General features: G+C 49.8%; 19 protein-coding genes. 1 reads left to right on the forward strand and 18 read right to left on the reverse strand.

From position 1 onward, the window contains the following. Window positions 1–14: 14 nt before the first annotated feature. The 11 genes from NNL21_RS02355 to NNL21_RS02405 form a co-directional block, all read right to left on the reverse strand. Window positions 15–569, reverse strand: a complete 555-nt coding sequence (locus tag NNL21_RS02355; RefSeq protein WP_256555016.1) for a DUF1854 domain-containing protein — start codon at window positions 567–569, stop codon at window positions 15–17. Continuing rightward, window positions 566–2,863 (reverse strand): ABC transporter ATP-binding protein, encoded by a 2,298-nt coding sequence (locus NNL21_RS02360; protein ID WP_204815845.1) that lies wholly within the window; start codon window positions 2,861–2,863, stop codon window positions 566–568. The genes NNL21_RS02355 and NNL21_RS02360 overlap by 4 nt, the downstream gene beginning before the upstream one ends. 346 nt (window positions 2,864–3,209) lie before the next feature. Beyond that, window positions 3,210–3,806, reverse strand: a complete 597-nt coding sequence (locus NNL21_RS02365) for an AAA family ATPase (protein WP_204815846.1) — start codon at window positions 3,804–3,806, stop codon at window positions 3,210–3,212. Between the two features lie 147 nt (window positions 3,807–3,953). Further along, entirely contained in the window at window positions 3,954–4,142 is a 189-nt protein-coding gene (locus NNL21_RS02370) for a hypothetical protein (RefSeq protein ID WP_256555017.1), read from the reverse strand. A 169-nt stretch (window positions 4,143–4,311) separates the two neighbouring features. Continuing rightward, a complete protein-coding gene (locus NNL21_RS02375; RefSeq protein ID WP_204815847.1) occupies window positions 4,312–5,280 on the reverse strand; it encodes a 2-hydroxyacid dehydrogenase in 969 nt (322 codons plus the stop codon). Between the two features lie 174 nt (window positions 5,281–5,454). Continuing rightward, entirely contained in the window at window positions 5,455–6,072 is a 618-nt protein-coding gene (locus NNL21_RS02380) for a hypothetical protein (RefSeq protein ID WP_204815848.1), read from the reverse strand. A 175-nt stretch (window positions 6,073–6,247) separates the two neighbouring features. Beyond that, window positions 6,248–7,042: an SDR family oxidoreductase gene (locus NNL21_RS02385; RefSeq protein ID WP_204815849.1), complete on the reverse strand. Its 795-nt coding sequence runs from the start codon at window positions 7,040–7,042 to the stop codon at window positions 6,248–6,250. Between the two features lie 492 nt (window positions 7,043–7,534). After that, a complete protein-coding gene (locus NNL21_RS02390; protein ID WP_204815850.1) occupies window positions 7,535–8,365 on the reverse strand; it encodes a sugar phosphate isomerase/epimerase family protein in 831 nt (276 codons plus the stop codon). Between the two features lie 94 nt (window positions 8,366–8,459). Beyond that, entirely contained in the window at window positions 8,460–9,446 is a 987-nt protein-coding gene (locus NNL21_RS02395; protein ID WP_204815851.1) for a zinc-dependent alcohol dehydrogenase family protein, read from the reverse strand. 21 nt (window positions 9,447–9,467) lie between these two features. Continuing rightward, window positions 9,468–9,920, reverse strand: coding sequence for a GNAT family N-acetyltransferase (locus NNL21_RS02400; protein ID WP_204815852.1), 453 nt, complete (start codon window positions 9,918–9,920; stop codon window positions 9,468–9,470). 211 nt (window positions 9,921–10,131) lie between these two features. Beyond that, window positions 10,132–10,911, reverse strand: coding sequence for a squalene/phytoene synthase family protein (locus tag NNL21_RS02405; RefSeq protein ID WP_204815853.1), 780 nt, complete (start codon window positions 10,909–10,911; stop codon window positions 10,132–10,134). A gap of 242 nt (window positions 10,912–11,153) precedes the next feature. On the opposite strand from NNL21_RS02405, the gene NNL21_RS02410 reads away from it, so the two are divergent. Further along, window positions 11,154–12,227 (forward strand): M42 family metallopeptidase, encoded by a 1,074-nt coding sequence (locus NNL21_RS02410; RefSeq protein ID WP_204815854.1) that lies wholly within the window; start codon window positions 11,154–11,156, stop codon window positions 12,225–12,227. 92 nt (window positions 12,228–12,319) lie between these two features. Here NNL21_RS02410 and NNL21_RS02415 read toward each other — a convergent pair whose 3' ends face one another. The 7 genes from NNL21_RS02415 to NNL21_RS02445 all read right to left on the reverse strand — a co-directional run bounded on the left by NNL21_RS02415 (window position 12,320) and on the right by NNL21_RS02445 (window position 18,915). Continuing rightward, window positions 12,320–13,684, reverse strand: a complete 1,365-nt coding sequence (locus NNL21_RS02415; RefSeq protein WP_204815855.1) for a UDP-N-acetylmuramoyl-tripeptide--D-alanyl-D-alanine ligase — start codon at window positions 13,682–13,684, stop codon at window positions 12,320–12,322. Between the two features lie 40 nt (window positions 13,685–13,724). Continuing rightward, window positions 13,725–14,666 (reverse strand): phosphotransferase family protein, encoded by a 942-nt coding sequence (locus NNL21_RS02420; RefSeq protein WP_256555018.1) that lies wholly within the window; start codon window positions 14,664–14,666, stop codon window positions 13,725–13,727. A 54-nt stretch (window positions 14,667–14,720) separates the two neighbouring features. Next, the gene (locus NNL21_RS02425; RefSeq protein WP_204815856.1) at window positions 14,721–16,175 is read right to left on the reverse strand and encodes a serine hydrolase domain-containing protein; all 1,455 of its coding nucleotides are present in this window, start codon (window positions 16,173–16,175) and stop codon (window positions 14,721–14,723) included. Window positions 16,176–16,357: 182 nt separating this feature from the next. Continuing rightward, window positions 16,358–16,627 carry a CD3324 family protein gene (locus NNL21_RS02430; protein WP_204815857.1) on the reverse strand — a complete coding sequence of 90 codons (270 nt, stop codon included), beginning with the start codon at window positions 16,625–16,627 and terminating at the stop codon, window positions 16,358–16,360. 340 nt (window positions 16,628–16,967) lie between these two features. Further along, the gene (locus tag NNL21_RS02435; RefSeq protein WP_256555019.1) at window positions 16,968–17,168 is read right to left on the reverse strand and encodes a hypothetical protein; all 201 of its coding nucleotides are present in this window, start codon (window positions 17,166–17,168) and stop codon (window positions 16,968–16,970) included. Between the two features lie 513 nt (window positions 17,169–17,681). After that, complete coding sequence (locus tag NNL21_RS02440) at window positions 17,682–18,371, reverse strand: DUF4367 domain-containing protein (protein ID WP_204815858.1); 690 nt, start codon at window positions 18,369–18,371, stop codon at window positions 17,682–17,684. After that, the gene (locus NNL21_RS02445) at window positions 18,352–18,915 is read right to left on the reverse strand and encodes a sigma-70 family RNA polymerase sigma factor (protein ID WP_256555020.1); all 564 of its coding nucleotides are present in this window, start codon (window positions 18,913–18,915) and stop codon (window positions 18,352–18,354) included. Before NNL21_RS02445 ends, NNL21_RS02440 begins: the two co-directional genes overlap by 20 nt. Window positions 18,916–19,058: the final 143 nt, after the last annotated feature.

A 19,058-nucleotide genomic window follows, 5' to 3' on the forward strand; every position in this document is an offset into this window, starting at 1 on the left:
ATGCCGCAGCAAGGCTACATGCACATTTCAACCATCCGGTATTCCCTGTCGCTCAGACGTTCCAGATCGGCGATAATGAAGCGGTTCCCGTCCACATCTGTAATCAGAAGGCGCTTATCCGATACCATCTTCGCATTGCCGCCGCCGTCCCGAACTGTAAACCGGCAGAGGCCCGCAGTCGTCTCCGCCTCCCAGTACGAATAGCCGAACTCTTGCTTCACGGCAACCACATTCGTGATCTCCGGCGCAAAATAGCGGATTTGAACCTGCTCTTCAAGCAGGTCGGCCATTTCCTTCGAAAAATCATCCAACGAGCGAATCATGCCGATTTCTTTATTCTCGATCGTACGGATCGAGAGATAAATTCGTTTGTTCGTGTGAGGGAAGGAGCAGTGGACATAGACGGTTGGATGCTCCTCTTCCGCCACCTTGACGGACAGCATATTGCCGGGTGTCTTACTGAACACGGTATTGTCCGCCGACAGATATCGAATCTTGGCCGCATCGGCTAAGTCTGACTCTGTCTTCACTTCTTCGTTCACGACCGGATTGGCTACAGATTGCATCATGCTATAATCACCTCATTCATTTTGAGCGCCTCATCGTGCTTCTTCACCAAACCATGATAGATGCCTTCACGTTCCATCAGCTGATCATGCGTACCATCCTCAACGACCTTGCCATGCTCCATAACGACCAAATAATCGGCATTGCGGAGCGTAGATAGGCGATGGGCGATCGCAATCGTCGTTCTTCCCTTGATCAACGAATCCAGCGCCTCTTGAATTTGCAGCTCCGTCTCCGTATCGAGCGAAGCTGTGGCTTCATCCAGAATCAATATCTTCGGATTATGAAGAATGGCCCTTGCGATGGATAGCCGCTGCTTCTCCCCGCCCGACAAGTTATGTCCGCCCGTGCCAACGATCGTGTCGTAGCCATCCGGGAGCTTCTCGATGAAATCATGAGCATTGGCGATCTTGGCGGCGTTAATAATATCGTCAACCGTACAATCAGGATCTGCATAGGCGATGTTCTCGGCGATGCTCCCCGAGAATACATACACATCCTGGGATACAATCCCAATGTTCTTGCGCAAGGATGCGGTCGTGAGATCCTTAATATTGATATCATCGATCAGGATCTCTCCTTCCGAGACGTCATATAGACGGGAGATCAAGTTCACGAGCGTCGATTTTCCGGCCCCCGAATGTCCGACGACGCCAATCATCTGGCCAGGCTTGGCATGCATCGAAACATTCTTCATAATCGGTTTATTCGGTTCATAGCCGAAGACCACGTTCGATACCTTGATATCACCCTTCATCGCCGAGAGTTCAACCGCATCGGCTTTCTCCGCGATTTCCGGCACCGTGTCCTGAATTTCGAATATGCGCTGTGCCGCCGTCATACAGTGCGACCACCAGTTCACGATGTTGTTCATGAATTGAATGGGGCCGTACAAGAGGTACATGTAGTTGACGAAAGTTAGAACCTTACCGAAGGAGAATTCTCCCTGCATTACCATCCAGCCGCCGAACGCCCAGATGAGAATGCCGCCCGTCTGTGTTAAGAAGTTAAGTACCGGGAAGACCGTGCTGCCGAGCTTGTTGACGGTCTGCTCCGCATCGGAGAACGATACATTGGACCGGTGAAACCGTTCCATCTCCTTCTGTTCCTTGCCAAAGGCTTTCACCACGCGCGTGCCGCGAATGGTATCGCTGATGATGGAATTCATGGCACTTACTTTGCGATGCCGTCTCCAGGATAGGCGCCACAGCCTCGGAAATACTTTCTTGACGATCAGAAATACGAATGGAAGCGGAATGAAGCACAGCAGCGTCAGCTTCCAGTCCATGTACAACAGAATCGCAGTGATACCGACAATGTTCATGGCATTGACAATAAAGTATGACATTCCGTCGACAAAGAAGAACTGCAGCTCGGTCGCATCGTTATTGACCCTCGTCATCAGCTGTCCGGTCTGCTTCTTCTGGAAGAAGTTGAGCGACAGCCGCTGCATAGCCGAGAAGACGCTTGACTTCAGATCGAAGGCGACGTTCGCCGCCAATCTGGCATTGATAACCCCGAACCAAACCCCGAATACGAGCGATAACGTTCGGAATGCAATGATGAGCAGAATAACAAGACCAATCTGGCCTGCGAACGAGCCTTTACCGCCCAGAGCCTGGTCGAACAGCACCGTACCCTGCAGGTAGGGGATGACGAGTCCCGTCGCAGAATTGAGCAGCATGAAAAGGACGATAAGGAACATGGAGCCTTTGTATTTGCCGGCGAAGGACAGAAGCCTTGCGAATATAGCATGCTTCTTCATACACTTCGGGCAAATCTGCCTGCCCTCCTCGGGATAAATCATCCCGCACTTCGGACAGGAGGTATGCTCCTGCTCATCGTCCAAATCCTGACTGTTTAATTCCTCGCTTTTCTTCAGCTTCGTGAAAAGTGATACCAGCCTTGCTGCTTTCCCCATGTGTCCGTTCGTGAACGCAGCTGCAATTCGTTCCTCCGTCTCCTTCACCACGATCAGCCCGGAAGCGACGAGGTTCACAATGGAAACGGATTCAATTCGTTCAAGCGGGACAGCTTCTACCGTCCATTCACCGGACTGGACAGGCTCCACGCTCTTTTTCTTCCGGGGCATTGCGTACCCCTTGTAGATCTTTTCTTTGGAAGGCTCTCTGCCGCTGCCGATCGTGATCAGCCGATCACGGCACAGAATCAGGTACGTATCGACAAATCCGCCGTCCGGCGTTCGGTCGCAGACCATCCAGAACAGAATATCCTTATCGAATACCTGCTCCTTCTGCAACAAGGTGGAAATTTCATTAGGAAGTATCTTCATCATCTCTCCGACCATATCAAATTGGTTTTTTTACAAATCCGGCACAACCAATCATACACCTTACTCACTTACCATAAAAGATCAAATTTAATAAATTTTAGATTCTTTTTTGCTCTCTTTGAGACCACTTCGTTTCGTGCAAAGACCACCATTCATTGTTGACAACTTGTAGGTTTCGACCCTGCTGGAAGCTCTGTCCTCCTATCTCTATTGAAAGCACGATAATTTCGCCCATATTGTACAATACATTTTATTTAATAACAATCATTATAATTTTATCCTTTTTTATAGGAAGGTTGACTGCATATGACAAGGATTTACCCCACCATTGCCACGCTGCCAATTACGGTTAATTAAAGAATCGGATATGCCGAACTTGCGTGATCAGACGGTCGAATGCTTTCCTAACGAGCCCCCTATCATCTGGCTGTAAGTCCAGGCCAAGCAGCCTGGCAATTGTTTCTGCGACTTCTGGGGTCGTTAATGGATCCGTCTCTAGATGCGGCTTGAATCGGTCATCGGACAGTCCTGCCATACAGCGGTCGATCTGCTGGACAGCCCAAGAGTGTTTGCCTTCTCCCCTGCTTCGAAGTCTACGCTGCAGCACGTCCCTGGATGCCCACAGTGTAAAATGATGAACGTTCACATTATCATTTCTTAATTTTCCGATCAACTCATCAAAAATCTGCGGGTTTACGATCGACATCGGTACGAGGATCGTCCCTTCATATTCACGATAGAGATAGGTCAGCATGGAATAATTGATCTCTCTCCACATCGTATAGTTCTGAAAGTCGTCCTCCGCTATGGCTTTGGGAATATTCTTTCTTATAAAATAGCCGGCATTCTCAGGATCAAATACGATAGAATCCGGCAATCGCCGGTGCAGCTCATAAGCCGTTTGTGTTTTCCCGGAGCCGAATGCCCCATTAATCCATATAATCACGATGTTCCCCCCCGCGCAGCGTAAATGTACCATCAAGACGAGCGCGGATGGAAGAATGTTGCTTTGGCCGGCATAATTGCCTGCAAGATCAAAGAAAACACTCCCGGAGTAGGCGAGTGTCCTTCCAACCTTTGGCTTCCATATCACTTAGCCTGTTATTGTGTCTACTTTTACTTGCGGCGCATTCACGCATCTCTTGCATACTTTGTGCTGTGTTCCATCGGTCTTCGCCCGCGGATACAGCAGCTTAATTCGTGTTGCGCTGCAAACCGGGCAAGTCCCCCGCCCTCGCGACGGTAAATTCCAGAGAGGCCGGCCTCTCTTCGTTTTTGCCATTCATGGTTTCCTCTTTTCCGGATATAGGATCACTGCTGAATCTTCCGCTTAAGTGTAATCCCTCTGACGCGGACCAAGATAGGGAGAGAATGATTGTAATCAAACTATCCCTTAAGATAGAACAAAACCGGTCTTAACGACCGGCTTTGTCTCATGCTGTAACTAAGGTTTATTGAAATTCCTCGAGCAGATTCGGGGGCGTTAAGCCGCTTAAAGCCGCAACCAGGTTCTGTGCCGCGAGCATACCCATATCGAATCTTGTCTTGGCAGTGGCCGATCCAATATGCGGCAGTGTCAGCACATTGGGCATCTGGAGGAATGGATGTGCGGGATCGATCGGTTCATTCTCGTATACATCAAGCCCTGCCCCGCTGATGGTTCCTTCCTGAAGAGCCTCGATAAGCGCCTCCTCGTCCACGGTTTGACCGCGTGAAGCATTGATGAAGATGGCTGACGGTTTCATAAGCTTAAATTCATTGCGTCCGATCATCCGCCGCGTTCCTTCGCCGAGGGGAGCCATCAATACGATGAAATCCGATTCAGACAACAGTTCCGTCATGGGCGAATAACGGACGCCAAGCTGCTCCTCCGCACTCGGCTTGCGGCTGCGGTTGTAGTAGCTCACATCCATATCGAAGCCGAACCTCGCCCGTTTGGCGATGCATTCCCCGATACGGCCCATTCCTATTATCCCGAGGGAAGCATGATGTACATCGGTTCCAAACCAATTGGCACCGTCTCCAGGCTTCCATTGGCCATCCTTCACATAACGGTCCAATTCCGCGACTCTTCTAGCTGTACCTAACATGAGGGCAAGCACCAGATCCGCCACGGTATCGTTCAACACATGGGGCGTATTCGTACCGACCACGCCTCGCTGCTTCATAGCCGCCACATCAAAATGGTTATAGCCGACGCTGATGCTGCTCACCACTTTGAGATGGGGAGCTTGCTCCAGCAGCTCGGCATTAATTTTGGAATTGGAGGTTAGCAGCCCGTTCACATTCTTGAGCTTCTCTAGCAGCGTCTCACGAGGTATCGGAGATTCACTTGTCCATTTGTCGACCTCGCAATACTCGGCAATATAAGCCTCGACCTCGGACGGGATTCGTTTATCAATAAATACGGTAGGCTTCACGAACGATGCTCCTCCTCTTCAGATCTTTTCCAGCAAGTTCCATACTGCGCAAACTTATTATAAAACCTTTTCAAGATAAGCCATAGCATTATTATTATTGCATGATTTCGCGGATTGCGGAGTCGACCAGCCTCGTTGTCTCGGTTATGAAGGAAACATGATCACCATCATCAATCAACCGGTACGCGTACGCGATGGGACCATCTGTATAGAATACCATGATATAGCTGACTGGAATACCACCTTTATTGCCGGGTTCATATCTGCTTGATCCGTTCCGCTATTCAGCAATTGTATGAACCGATCCATTTCGCTGCCTGTCAACGACTTATACGGCTTCACTTCATTCTCCTTGTGGAGATCTAAACGAATGACCTTCTTCTTTAACATATCTTGATAGTGTAATCCCAAGTTGGATTCAAAGTCTTTGCCTGCAAATAATCGGTATCCCCCAATATGCTTCCTATCCTCAGCGGCAATTAAATCCGTCTCCTTAAAGCCTTTCACACGATACAGCCTAGACCCCTTCTCCAAGGAACTGGAATCGCCGCTCTTCGTCCGATATTTCGGATTCGAAACATTGCTTACATTAAATTTGACTTCTCCCACGACCACATCCGTTACGTCATCCGGGTTCTTTACGACATTTTCTCTAAACCCCGTGTACATCTTTCCATTCATCTTCACGAAGTCGATCCATTCAATGCTCGCCTTCCCCGTGAAAGGATTCTGCGAGCAGCCGCACAGCAGGACGATCACCAGCGTCAGAGCGAACAGAAGCTTACCCTTCATAATGAAGCCCCCTTTACGCTTCAGACATTCCTTATTACATTTTTGTTCCTCCATTCCCTATTTTTGTATTGACTCTCCTTTCGTTATAACGTCTCCACTTTCCTGTTCATGCAAAAAGCACAAAAGCTGCCGCGGCTCTCCCGCGGCAGCTAGCTCATGTGTACAACCTTTGGCTTTATCCTCGTATGAGGGATTCCGCTCCATCAATGTATATTTCCGTTCCGCTTATATGCGATGAGGCGTTGGAGGCAAGGAACAGAACAAGATCGCCGCATTGCTCAATACTGCCCGGATGTCCCGATAGCGGCTGATCACCCTCCGGGAATTCGACCGGAATTTTCACCTCATCCAGATTCGGCGATATTTCGGTGTTCTCATCGATATTCGTCTCGATAGCCCCCGGGCAAATGGCGTTGACGCGAATCTTATACGGCGCAAGCTCCAGTGCCGTCATCTTCATTAAAGCGACCTGACCTGCTTTGCTTGCGCTGTATGCGGTGGCACCGGTGTTGGAAAAGATCCGGTTGCCATTGACGGAGCTGGTAATAATGACGCTCCCGCCATTCTTCTTCAAGTAAGGGACCGCATATTTCAAGGTCAGGAAGGTGCCTCTTAAATTAATGGACAGCGTCTCATCCCACTCATCCACAGACAGCTCTTCAAGCGGTGCCCACACGCCGTTAATGCCTGCATTGGCGAACACAATATCCAGCCGTCCGAACTTCTCCACAGCCTTCTTGACTCCGTTCTCCACCATTTCCGGCACGGAGACATCGGTTTCAATGACCTCGGCTCGTCCGCCTATACGCTCAATCTGCTTCTTAACCTTCATGGCGTTATCCGGGGTTCGATCCAGAAAACAAATACTCGCTCCGTGCTCGGCAAGCCGCAATGCAGCTCCCTTGCCAATACCGGAGCCCCCGCCAGTTACAATCGCTACCTTGCCTTTCAAGCTTTGTTCGATTCCCATATGCAATTCCACTCCTTCGATAACGAATGATGCTTATTGTTAACACCAAAGAGAACGGGTTGAACCACCCCACTTAAGCTGCCTGTCTAATCATTCATTCCCCAGGAATGATAGCTTGATTCATCGGATCTGCCTGGCGTTTATATTTAACCTACGTGTCTGCTTTATGAGCAGCAGATGAACGGGGCACTTGTTGTTACTCAAATTTCTTCATAGAATAAGTCGAGCCCTAACAAACTACCCTGACCTGAGAGTCGCTTCCACGCCTGCTTATGTGGTTTCGTATGATGCGGGGTCTAACGAGGATTTGCAAGACAAGATTCGCAATCGGTTCTTCATGTCATCGGCATTGAGTCAGATTAAGAACCTTTCTTGAGGCTGATCATATCAACAGGCAGAGTCCCAGTGCGGGCAATCTCTCTATGTAGCTGGCAAGCGCAAACGCGCAGGCCGGGAGCTTCATCCCGCCTGCGCGTTTGCGATTCGCCTCCATCAACCGAAGCGTTGGATGAGTTCGATCGTCCTGCGGGCGCCTTCGATCTCATCGCCATCTGCCGGAACGCTCTCTACTCCCCATATTCCATGAAAGCCATTCGACTTCAAAAGCTTGATGAACGCGGGAATATTCTGCGTTAATTCTTGACCCTCATCCGTGAAGTGGAAGGTTTTGATATGCGTGGCTTCCGCATACTTGGCACATTTCAGCCATCCTTCCGCCTGTTTGCCCGGCGCCCAATTCCATGAATCAAGGAGAAGCTTCAGCTTAGGTACGGCTTCGAGCAGTTTCACAAGTTGATCCGGAAATCTCGTCGGCCCCCAATGATTCTCAACGACGACCTTAACACCTGAATCATGTGCACGTTGTATAACATCCTCATAACCTTTAGCAATGACCTCGAACGCTTGGTCATCAGGCGCTTCCGGGCCTCCGGAATCGATTCGAATATGAGAAGCACCCAGCCGCTCGGCAATCGAAATCCAGCGGTAAGCTTTTGCCCGGTTGCGCTCCCTCGCTTCAATCTCTTGTTCATAAATATGGGCACCGTCCACAGCGATACATCCGAATGGCAATCCCGCTTCATCGGCAGCTGCCTTCACCCGATCCAAGTAATCGTCATCCATAGCCGTCAGATGGTGGGATTGCTGAGGGTTCGAGCCGGCGTGGAGAACGTCCTGTCCTTGATCGATATTAGCCAGATGAGCATTCCACGGCTCCAGATGGGTACAACCAAGCTTCTTGCTGTCTTGAATATATTGAAACATATCCTGCTTGCCAGCTGCCAATAACCGGTGAAAACTGAACGAACAAACACTGATTTCCATAAATCAAGACCTCCTTTGAATGAACAAGCTTGTCATTTCATAGATAAACATGGTTACATCTACACACGAGCGTATGCCAATGTTCCATCTGCCATCAGCTGGTCAACACAATCTTCCCCACTCCACTTCGAGTCTCCACGGCTTGAATGGCCTTAATTGCATCATGAAAATGATAGTGCTCCCTAATCGTCATGAGTTTCAACTGCTCGCGTTCAATTAAAGAAATCACTCTCCGAAACGTTTCCTGCCATCTATCAGCCGTTACCGTCTGCATCCAATTCCGGAGATGAAACAGCCGGACATGGACTCCGGTACCAAGCGCGTGCTTCGCGATATTGACCGAAATGCCCGATAAGAGGCCCATGCTGATCAATGTCCCGCCAGGCCGAACGCAGCGAAGAAGTGCTGCACCCTCTAGTCCACCTACACAATCGATTGCCGCGTCTGCACGTTGTCCATTCGTAAGCTCCAAGATGGCCTGTTTGGCTTCGGTTTGCGAACCATCCACCACATGAGAGGCGCCCAGTGCTAACAAATCCTTCGTATGTACGTCATTTCGGGTAATGGCGATGAGCGAAAACCCTATGATCGAGGAAAGCTGTGCGAAGATACGCCCGATCGAGGATCCGCATGCATTCACAATCACAACATCTTCCGCATGCAATCCGAGCACGTCCGTACAGAGGATCCATGCCGTTATGGGATTGATATACAATTGACAGGCATGATCGTCTTCAATAGAATCGGGTACGGCAATGGCCCATTGTGCCGGAGCTGTAACGAAATCCTGCCACGTCCCCTCTCCGCGCAAAGGAAGCACGCGTTGTCCAAGGAGCGACTGCGATACAGCAGGACCTGCTTCCTCTATAATCCCTACCCCTTCATAGCCCGGTATGGAGGGCAGCGGCGTCCGATGGGGATAGGCGCCCCTGATCGGAATCAAATCGGATGGGTTAATAGAACGCGCTTTCATTCGCACGCGTATTTCACCGGCATTCAGATTCGGCAGGTCCCTGCTCTCGATTCGCAGAACCTCCGTTGGCTCACCGAACCGGTGATACCGTATGGCAGTCGGATGCATTAGTTATGATCCCCTTCCGCCTTACAAATCCTGAGACAGGCGCACCATATCGATCACCTGTATGCCGTTCTCGTAAATTTCCTCGTCATAATGGCGAATAAAGAAATCCCGGTCAATTCCAGTCATCCGAAATCCGCATTTCTGATACAAGGCAAGCTGGACGACACCTGAATTTCCCGTGCCGATCTCAATGGTCTTATACCCCATCACCCTCGCCTGTTCGACGGCATGATTGACGAGCTGCTTGCCGATTCCTTGGCCGTGATGGCTCTCTTCGACGGCTACATTCACGATTTCAATCGTATCGGGCCTTGTGGGCAGCAATACATAAACCCCCACAACCTCATTATTCATTTCGGCGACATAGCAATATCCCCGCTGCAGATATGCAGTGACCAGCCGCTCGGATGGATCCGCGAGCAGCAGCAATTCCATCGGAGGCATTTCGTTCGTGCCTAATTGTCCGATAACCATGTTGTACTCCTTTCATTAACTTTCGAGCTTTCCTCGCCGAATGATCCTTTCAAGACTCGTGCATCGAATACTAGCCCAGTTATTATGATAGCATAATTCTCCAATGGACTTGAGCAGGTTTTCTTGAACCTGGCTTCGAATCGGCTTGATGAGAACAAAAAAAGGCCAGAACTCGGGGGCGAGCAGCGGCCTTCAGGTATGGTTGTGCCGATTAATTCAATTTGCTCACAATTTTCAATACCGCGTCTCTTGTTAGCTTATTTCCGCCTGCTGCAATGAGTTTCACGGTAGCGTGGGCGAGCGCCAGCGGTATTTTGCAGAATTCAAGGGCCGGCCCCTTCTTCAGCTCTGCCGTATATTCGTCGGCTACCTTCAAATTACGCCGTGTGTAAGCCAGCATGTCCTTAAATTCCCAGCCGTCCGGGAAGAAGTCTACCCCGCGCCTTAAGTCTTCCGCACGATTACGAACGATGTTGACCGCTTGCAAGCCTCTTCCGAAAGCAACGGCTTTCACCATGTCCGATTTGGTGCCGTCGTACCACAGCCACAGCTCGGACAGCATCTCGCCTACCATACCCGCAACACTGTACGTGTACCGGTCCAGATCCTCTTCTGTCTTGATGCTGAATCCTCGATCGACCCAGTCGGCCATCTGCTCAGACATCTTAGTCGTGTAACGAATCACGGTTGGTACTATAGAAGAAGGGCAGAGAAGCACCCATTCCGGGAGCTGCATCGTCACGGCCGGTAGTACCGCCGCATGCGGAGACAGTAGTTTTTCGGTTTCTTTGACAGGATCCGCGGTTTGGAGCGTATCACGAATACCATTCAGAAGCTCCACTTTTAACTTATCAGGCAGATCAACATGATCCTCAATTTCATCTATAGCACGCATGCACAAATAGGCAGAAGAAACGGCTTCCTTCAGGCCAGCTTCCATGCGGCTAATAGGAATATAGAAAGTCCGGCTCGTTTTCTGTAACATGGTCATTGCATCATTCACGGCGACGTTAGTAATGAGAATTCCCTCCAAAAGGTAACTTGACGTTCAACAATATTTTCGCTTTTAAATCATGATACCATACGTTGATATGTTCAATCTACATTACGCCAATTGATCCAATGAAAGATCTTTGAAAATTCTAGGTTCCTGCTAGCGGTATAACGTTGACAGCCGGTTATGGAATGATTAAGGTAGGAGCATATACAGCTTAACCTTTGAAGGAGGATACAATGAGACAGGAAACGATGGAGATGTTTCGCATTCTGACTGAGCTGCCCGGCACTTCTGGCTACGAGGACGAAGTTAGGCGCTACGTGCGCGCTCAGCTCGAGCAGCATACAGAAGAAATCGTAATGGATCGGCTCGGTAGTATCTTCGGCGTCTTACGTGGCGATAATGCGGGACCGAAAGTGATGGTCAATGGACATATGGATGAAGTCGGATTTATGGTAACGAAGATCACCGATAATGGCATGCTGAAATTTCAAACGCTCGGAGGCTGGTGGAGCCAGGTTCTCCTCGCGCAGCGGGTTGAAATCTGCACGAAGGACGGGAGAATTCCGGGTGTGATCGGCTCAACGCCGCCGCATCTTCTGGAGGAGTCTCAACGCAGCAAGCCCGTTGAAATCACTGCGATGTTCATCGACATTGGCGCAGACAGCCGCGAGCATGCCATCGAGATGGGCGTCAAACCCGGTCTCTCCATTGTACCTGTCTGCCCCTTCACGCCGCTGGCAGAAGGCAAGAAGATTATGGCCAAGGCCTGGGATAATCGCTTCGGCGTCGGACTCGCCCTCGAGCTGATCAAGGAGCTGAAGAATGCGTCTCTGCCTAATGTGCTGTATGCGGGCGCAACCGTTCAAGAAGAAGTCGGACTTCGGGGCGCACAGACAGCCGCGGCGCTTATTCAACCGGACATCTGCTACACGCTTGATGCGGGTCCAGCCAATGATGCGAGCGGCGACAAGACAGCATTCGGCCAGATCGGCGGCGGCACCCTTATCCGAATACTGGACAGCTCGATTGTACCGAATCGCAAGCTAATGGAGTTCATCCTGGATACCGCAGAGACGAATCGCATTCCGTATCAATACTTTATCTCTCCGGGTGCGACCGACGCCGGCCGGGTCCATCTCTCTGGACAAGGTGTACCGACAGCAGCTCTAGGCATCTGCGCGCGTTACATCCATACTTCCGCTTCTATGATTCACACCGACGATTATGATGCCGCCAAAGAGCTCATGATCCAACTGATCAAACAGACAGACCATTCCCTGCTGAAGACCGTAACTTCGTTCGCATAAAAATAACAAACGGGTGTATACAGATTATCCTGTATACACCCGTTTCATATGTTCAAGTTCATAAGAACGCTCCCGCTCGATGATCGCCATGCTCAGGTAAGCGCAGATACGATTTGCTCGAACGCCATTCCCCTCGATCCTTTGATCAAGATTGCATCGGAAGGCTTTAGCATGCTTCTGAGCTCTTGAATGAGCTCCTTGGTGTCATCGCAAGCCCGTACCCGTCCTTCTGGAAAATGCTTTGCCGCTTCATTTGCAATTTCCCGCCCAAGATCCCCTAATGTATACACATAATCAATTCGCTCCGGATTGATAGAGCTTCCGATCTCCCGATGAAACACTCGTTCATGCTCACCGAGCTCAAGCATATCTCCGAGCAGGACTATTTTACATGGATACTCGCTTAGTTCTTCGAATGTCTGAATGGCTGCTTTCATCGAGACCGGACTTGCGTTCCAGGCATCGTTAATAATCGTAAACCCCGATGAGGCTCTGATGACCTCCATCCTCATGCCGGACATGGACAGCTGCTGCAAGCCCCTCCTCACGTCCTCTACATGCATGGACAGAACATCCGCAACGGCTATGGCAGCAAGTGCGTTAAGAACGTTATGCTTGCCAAGTAAGGGAACCTGATAAGAAGTCCTACTGCAGGTAAAATGAGTGCTCGTCGCATCCATGGATATGGAGACTGCACGATAGGTATTGGATTCCTGTTCCCCGAAGCAAATAGAAGAAATCGATTGTTTCAACTCTTCAATTCGTTTCATAAGCAGGGGTTCATCTCCATTAAGCAGGAGCACTCCGCCCGGAGGCATCCCCTTGATGATCTCCAGCTTGGCAGCGGCGATCGCCTCGCGTGAACCGAGCGTTGATAAGTGCGATACGCCGATCATCGTAATGACAGCTAAGTCAGGCTTTGCGATTCGTGATAGACGTTCGATTTGTCCGCGCTCACTCATCCCCATCTCAATTACGGCAAACTCTGTATCAGCGGCTATGTTCAGTATCGTCAGTGGAACACCCACTTGGCTGTTTAAATTTCCCTTGGTCTTATGTACCTTATAAGTCGTTCGCAGAATGGAATCAATCATGTCTTTCGTCGTTGTTTTCCCGTTGCTTCCGGTAATGCCGATCACTTTCACAGGCAATTGATCCCGGTAGGCGCCTGCTAGCAATTGCAAAGCTTCCAGGCTATTGTCAACGAAGATAAGCGGCGTATGAAGCGGAGGATTCGGATGATCGTTTTGCCAGAGGGAGGCTGCTGCCCCATTTGCGACAGCTTCGGCAGCATAATCATGGCCATCCTTGATTCTAACAATCGGGATAAAGAGATTTCCCGGCTCCACGGACTTCGAATGAATCGAGACGCCACGAATCTCGATTTCATCCCATTGAGATTGCAGGCCGCTGCCGCCTGACATTTGCTCGACTTCCTTGAGTGTCCGGGCAAACATATCATCATCGCCTTCCTGGATTAGAAGTAGGTGCCGCCGGCTATCCGGTTACACGTTTAACAAGGCTCAGCAAATATTCGTCCAAGCGCCTTTCCATCATTTCATCCGTGAGACCGGTAATTCCGAATGCCGCCCAGCCCGAGTACACGGTTGGAGGTCCGAAGAGGATATCCATGAACGCTACCAAGTCCCAATAAGGATCATAGCTGAAAGCTTCACCAGCATAGCTCACGTAAGCACATAAGAATGCGTCCGCTGTGGCTACGTCGAACAGCTGGGCCAGATCCACCCTGCAGTGGCCGACATCGACTCCCCTCGGCCCCCGGCAAGCATTCGCCCAATCGACAACACCGCTGACCCTGTCTCCCGTCCACAGTACATTAGCCGGATGATAGTCCCGATGAATAAAGCACGGTTTCACGTGAGGACGCGGCCCCTTTACGATGTCGAAAGCAATGGGCCACAGCTCCGGGTGACGTGACCATGAAGGTATCTCCAGCGCAGACAATTCCTTATAGGTGAAATAATTCCACTTGAACCCGTCCGCTTCAACGGCATGAATCCGGGTAAGCGTCTGTGCGAGACCGCTCAACCAATGACTCCTGCTGACCGGCTGTAAGTCCACGGTTCCCGCTAGCTTCGTCATCAGGACAGCGGGAATACCACAGATGCTTCCCGTTTCATCCCAAGCAATGATTTCCGGTGTCGGTATATCTGCACTCAAGGCAATCTTCAGGCTCTCTGCTTCGTGCAGCGCTGCATCCGGTTCCTCGCTCAGCCATTCTGCGTTATCAATCTGCCGCAGCACTACGTTCTGAATGCCTTGTGCATTACGAAGCGTAACGTTATGCATTGAAGAGGCGGTACCGCCATGCAGGCGCTGAACGGATGTTATGCTGGCATCCGAGCCGACAGAATCTACGACCCAATCCTTAACGCGGCTCGTCAATGTGTTTTCTGCGGCGTTCATTGAGTGATTCATAGTGGACATCCTTTCTTCTGTTGGTATATAGATTTTATTAGCAAAACCACGGAATCACGAATTTATGGGAAACGCAACTGCCTCATAAACAAGTTTTGGAATTCTTTCTTCTATTAAATCAGTCCCGATATACATGCCCATCGCGTCTGTCCACGCATTCTCTTCACCCGAGTGATAACCGGCATGAACAACGGTATAGTCCGTGGCACTCACACTGGCTTCAATATGATAAGTAGCCGCTGATGAGAACCTTTCACCAAGTATTTCTTGTAAATCGAGGTGATAGAGATGACCTTCGTTCACACTGAATGTTTCTGCTTCCGCAGGCTCCCCTTCGTTCTTGAGCGACCAAAGTACTTCCTCTTCCGGATCGCCTGCTGGCGTTCGACCCACGGAAGCAAGGAGTGTTCCCACTGATTCATCATAGATATCTACCGTATACATGTGAAATTCAGCACCTGAATTCATCATCGCAAGCTTAATTTTAACGAGACCCGTTGTGGGTGCCGCTGCTTTAAATTTATAAAAAATCGATTCACCCGGACGCCTGCCGCTCGGAATGTTGGCCGTCATTGCAATGGCCAGCTTCTTCTTGAAGCAAATATACACATAAGCATCATAACCTAAATCTCCACCATCGTGACAATACCAGCATCCATCCTGATGCCAACCAAATCCGTACGCATTGTGAACTATTTCAAACGTTTGTCTCCAACTGCTCTCACTTAGTATTCTTCCATCCAATACCGCGTTAAGCCACAAGGATAGATCCTCCGTTGTGGTAACGATACTGCCATCGCCTGCACAGAGCTCGCCGCGTCCAAGCCGCACCCGCTCCCCATCGAAATCATCATAACTAACCGAAGTTGAGTGCTGCGACCCCACACAGGTATGCGTCATGCCTAGGGGTTCGAAGATATTTTCACGCAGATAATCGTCAGTGGATTTACCGCTGACACTCTCGATTACACGGTCAAGAAAAACATAGTTTGTATTGGAATATTGCATCCTCTCTCCCGGTGTAAATTGCAGCGGAAGCTCGTTTACCATAGGCAGAACATTCTCCACTGTAAAGTATTCACCTTTGCTCTTCTTACTGTATATAAAGAAATCGCGTGAGGAGCGTGTTGTCGCTTTCTCTTCCTCGCACAACCGGTCGTTGATCACATCGTTCAAGTAGTCTGGAATACCCGATGACATATTCATCAGCTGGCGAAGGGTGATTTCCTTGGCATGAGTATATTCGGGCAAATACTTGTCTAACGTATCCTCAATATCAAGCAATTCTTTTTCGTACAGCAGCATGATGCAGACCGCAGTAAACTGCTTCGTGACAGAGGCGATATAGAAGGTGGAATCCATCGTATTGGGAATATGATCTTCAAAGTCAGCAAGGCCATAGGCGCCTTCAAACATTTTTTCACCCATGTGCGTAACATAGATGATACCGTTGAAGCTCCATTTTTTCATGGCATCATCAATCTTCATGGATAGGGACGGATTCATCATTTCCTCCGCCCATAAATCGCCGCGAGTTGCTCCTGCACTTATATAACAAACCTCCTTAATGATTGTATCCTATTATCATATGAGCCCCATAACCCGGTTACAATTCCCAAAACAGTTCTGTATGAAAATAGAAAAGCTGCACCGGTATTATCACCAGATGCAGCTTTTCTGTGAGTGAATCATCATTTTTGTCTTTCAATCGCTATAATCTTTCGGATCGTATTCTCGGAGAGGAAATATTCATGGACCAGATCCGTTACCTTCTTGCCGGCATAATAAGCTTCATAGATTTCTCTATTGCGCAAGACATACCTTCGCTTGCTGCCATTGATTTCGCCCCACGATTTTTCATCGCCTTTTTTGCGGGGAATATACAAATATTCACCACTCACATATTCCTGGATCTGAGCTAGCAATTCAGCAGGAAGAAACTCCGCATTCTTATACCTCATCTATCTATTCACTCCTTATCGCTCCTATTTATCGTAAGTCCATGAAGGACTTTACTGATAAAAGATAAGCTTGAGAATGAAAATATAGATTCGGACAAGAACACCAATTACATGTTACCCTCGGCGGCACCTACCGTAGATTTTGATCATGAATAATAGCCTCCTTCGAAGGAATAATTTTCCTTTTTATTATAGGGTTATATGGGTGATTGTCAAGTCGTTTCATGTTCTTATGATTTGATTCTAGTTGGTGGCAGCACGTGACCTCATTGCTGTCAGCGAAGCCGCGGAAATTCCCTTACACTAGGATTTATCTAGCGGTTGAAGGTTCCTCTCTCCCCTACCTTCCGCCTCCAGACTGGAGCATTTCGACTTGAAGATCGAGTTGCTTGTTAAGCGATATGGGATCTCCTGGTCCGAATAACCGAATATCAACCTCGTAGACGCGATAGGCCTTAACGGCCGGAAGACGATCCCAGATACCGCTTTGTTTTACCTCGGTTGCCCGTTTATCACCGCCTCCCTCAGCATTTATCGTCAAGAAAATGTGATCGCCGGCATACTCCGGAAGCTGCTCCAGCGAAATAAATCGAAAAGGCTACTTGTCAATAAAATGCCGTAAGACCAATTCGGGGGCTTTTAATTCCAAAGCGTTGTATAAATTATAGCCGCCTCTTCCCCAGTTATTGCCGAATACGAATGGGCAAGAAAGGTCGACTGCAGAATGATGTTATATGCGGTCATGTAATTATACGATACCTTATACAAGTCGAGGTCATTCCGTTAATAGATGTCTACAGATGTCCTCTATTTTTGAAAGCATAATGTCGTCTGATTGAACACCTTGATCACTACCATGCTGTATATATACTTGATTATGTCATTTTCCTTATTACATCCTATAACAGATTACTAGGGGAGGGTGCAAGTCCCGCCATAAGCCCCTCTGGAGCAGCGAGACAAGGATCTATAGTATAAGAAGCTGTCCCTCAGGTCAAGTCTACGACCTTAGGGACAGCTCCATTTTTTCTGCAACCTTTTGGCAGGCGAATCGTTAAGGCTCGACCGATTCGGCGACCTTCATGGCCTCGTCGCCCGAGATCGGGCCGGCTACGCCATACTGAATCCCGTCAACCACCCAGAACAACTCCGTGAACGCGGCTTGCTCGAAAATATAGCCCTCCGCTCCCCCTACTTGCGTCGGTGTGAACATGTCCGTCGGGAATGCCGCTGGCATGCGGCTCGCGCTGAACGTCACCGTCTTTTCACCCGAAGCGTAAGTGAAGTTCAAATCCCTGAGCGGTTCACCTTCCATTCCCACGCCGACCATCTCCGCCAGCTCGAAGCCTTCCGGTGCGACTCGGGGAACAAGCACCCCGGCTCCGAATGCCGTCTTCGCATCCTCCACTGAACCGAACTGTGTTGTAATCAATTGGGATAACTCCGAACCTGCTGCACTTCCGTTTCCGGGCAGGACGGTTCCCGCCGAATTATCCGTTGGTGCCGGTACTGCCGCGGGTTGTTGCAGCGACGGCAATCCCGTCGCGATGACAACCGCCGCGACCAGTGCCGCCGCTCCCGCAAGCCAGACTTTCGGAAGAACGAATCGGCGGCTTTTCTTCTCCGCGGCGGCTTGCTTCTTGATCCTCTGTTTAATGCTATCGCTCAATTCCATTCCGGAAAACAACATATCATCCGACTCCTTTCGCAAATGTTGATGCAAATTACGCTCCATGTCCGTCATCGGCTGTCTCCTCCTTGCGCATTTCACGGGCTAGCGCCTCGCGCGCCCGGTGCAGCCTGTTTCGCACGGTACCCTCGGGCGACGACGTCGCTTCCGCAATTTCCCGTGTGTCCAGGTCCAGATAGTAATACAGATACAAAGCCTCCTGATACGGCAGAGGCAAGCGCAGCAAATGTTGTAAAATCTCGCTTTTCTGCAATCTTCTTAGCGCCTCGTCTTCTACGTCGAATGTCCGTCCCCGCTCCATCCGGCTGGGATCGGTCGGCTGTTCCGCAAACATCCGCACGCCCATCTTGTCCCGGCAGACGTTGATGGCGATCGTCGTCAACCAGGTTTTGACTGCGCTATCTCCCCGAAACGAGTTCCAGCTGCGATAGGCGCGCAGGAATACCTCCTGGCTGATATCCTCGGCAAGATGCCGATCGCCGGTATAAAAATAAGCGGTGCGAATGATCGTCGAGCCGAAGCTTTCCATGAGCTGTTCCAGCGCTAGAGAGGGATCCTTCGGGAATTTTTCCTTGTTATTCGAGCCGGCCGGCTTCACTGGATTATCACCTCCGCCTTATTAGACGGCCTGAACGCATTTTTCGCTGCACTGCACGCTTAAGAAATTTTTATAAAAACAACTCCCGTGTTGAGATCGCCCTGTTGTACGACACTTGATCCGCAAGGAAAGCGCCATCGGTA

The sequence above is a fragment of the Paenibacillus mendelii genome (assembly GCF_024498075.1).
Classification (GTDB): domain Bacteria; phylum Bacillota; class Bacilli; order Paenibacillales; family Paenibacillaceae; genus Paenibacillus_Z; species Paenibacillus_Z mendelii.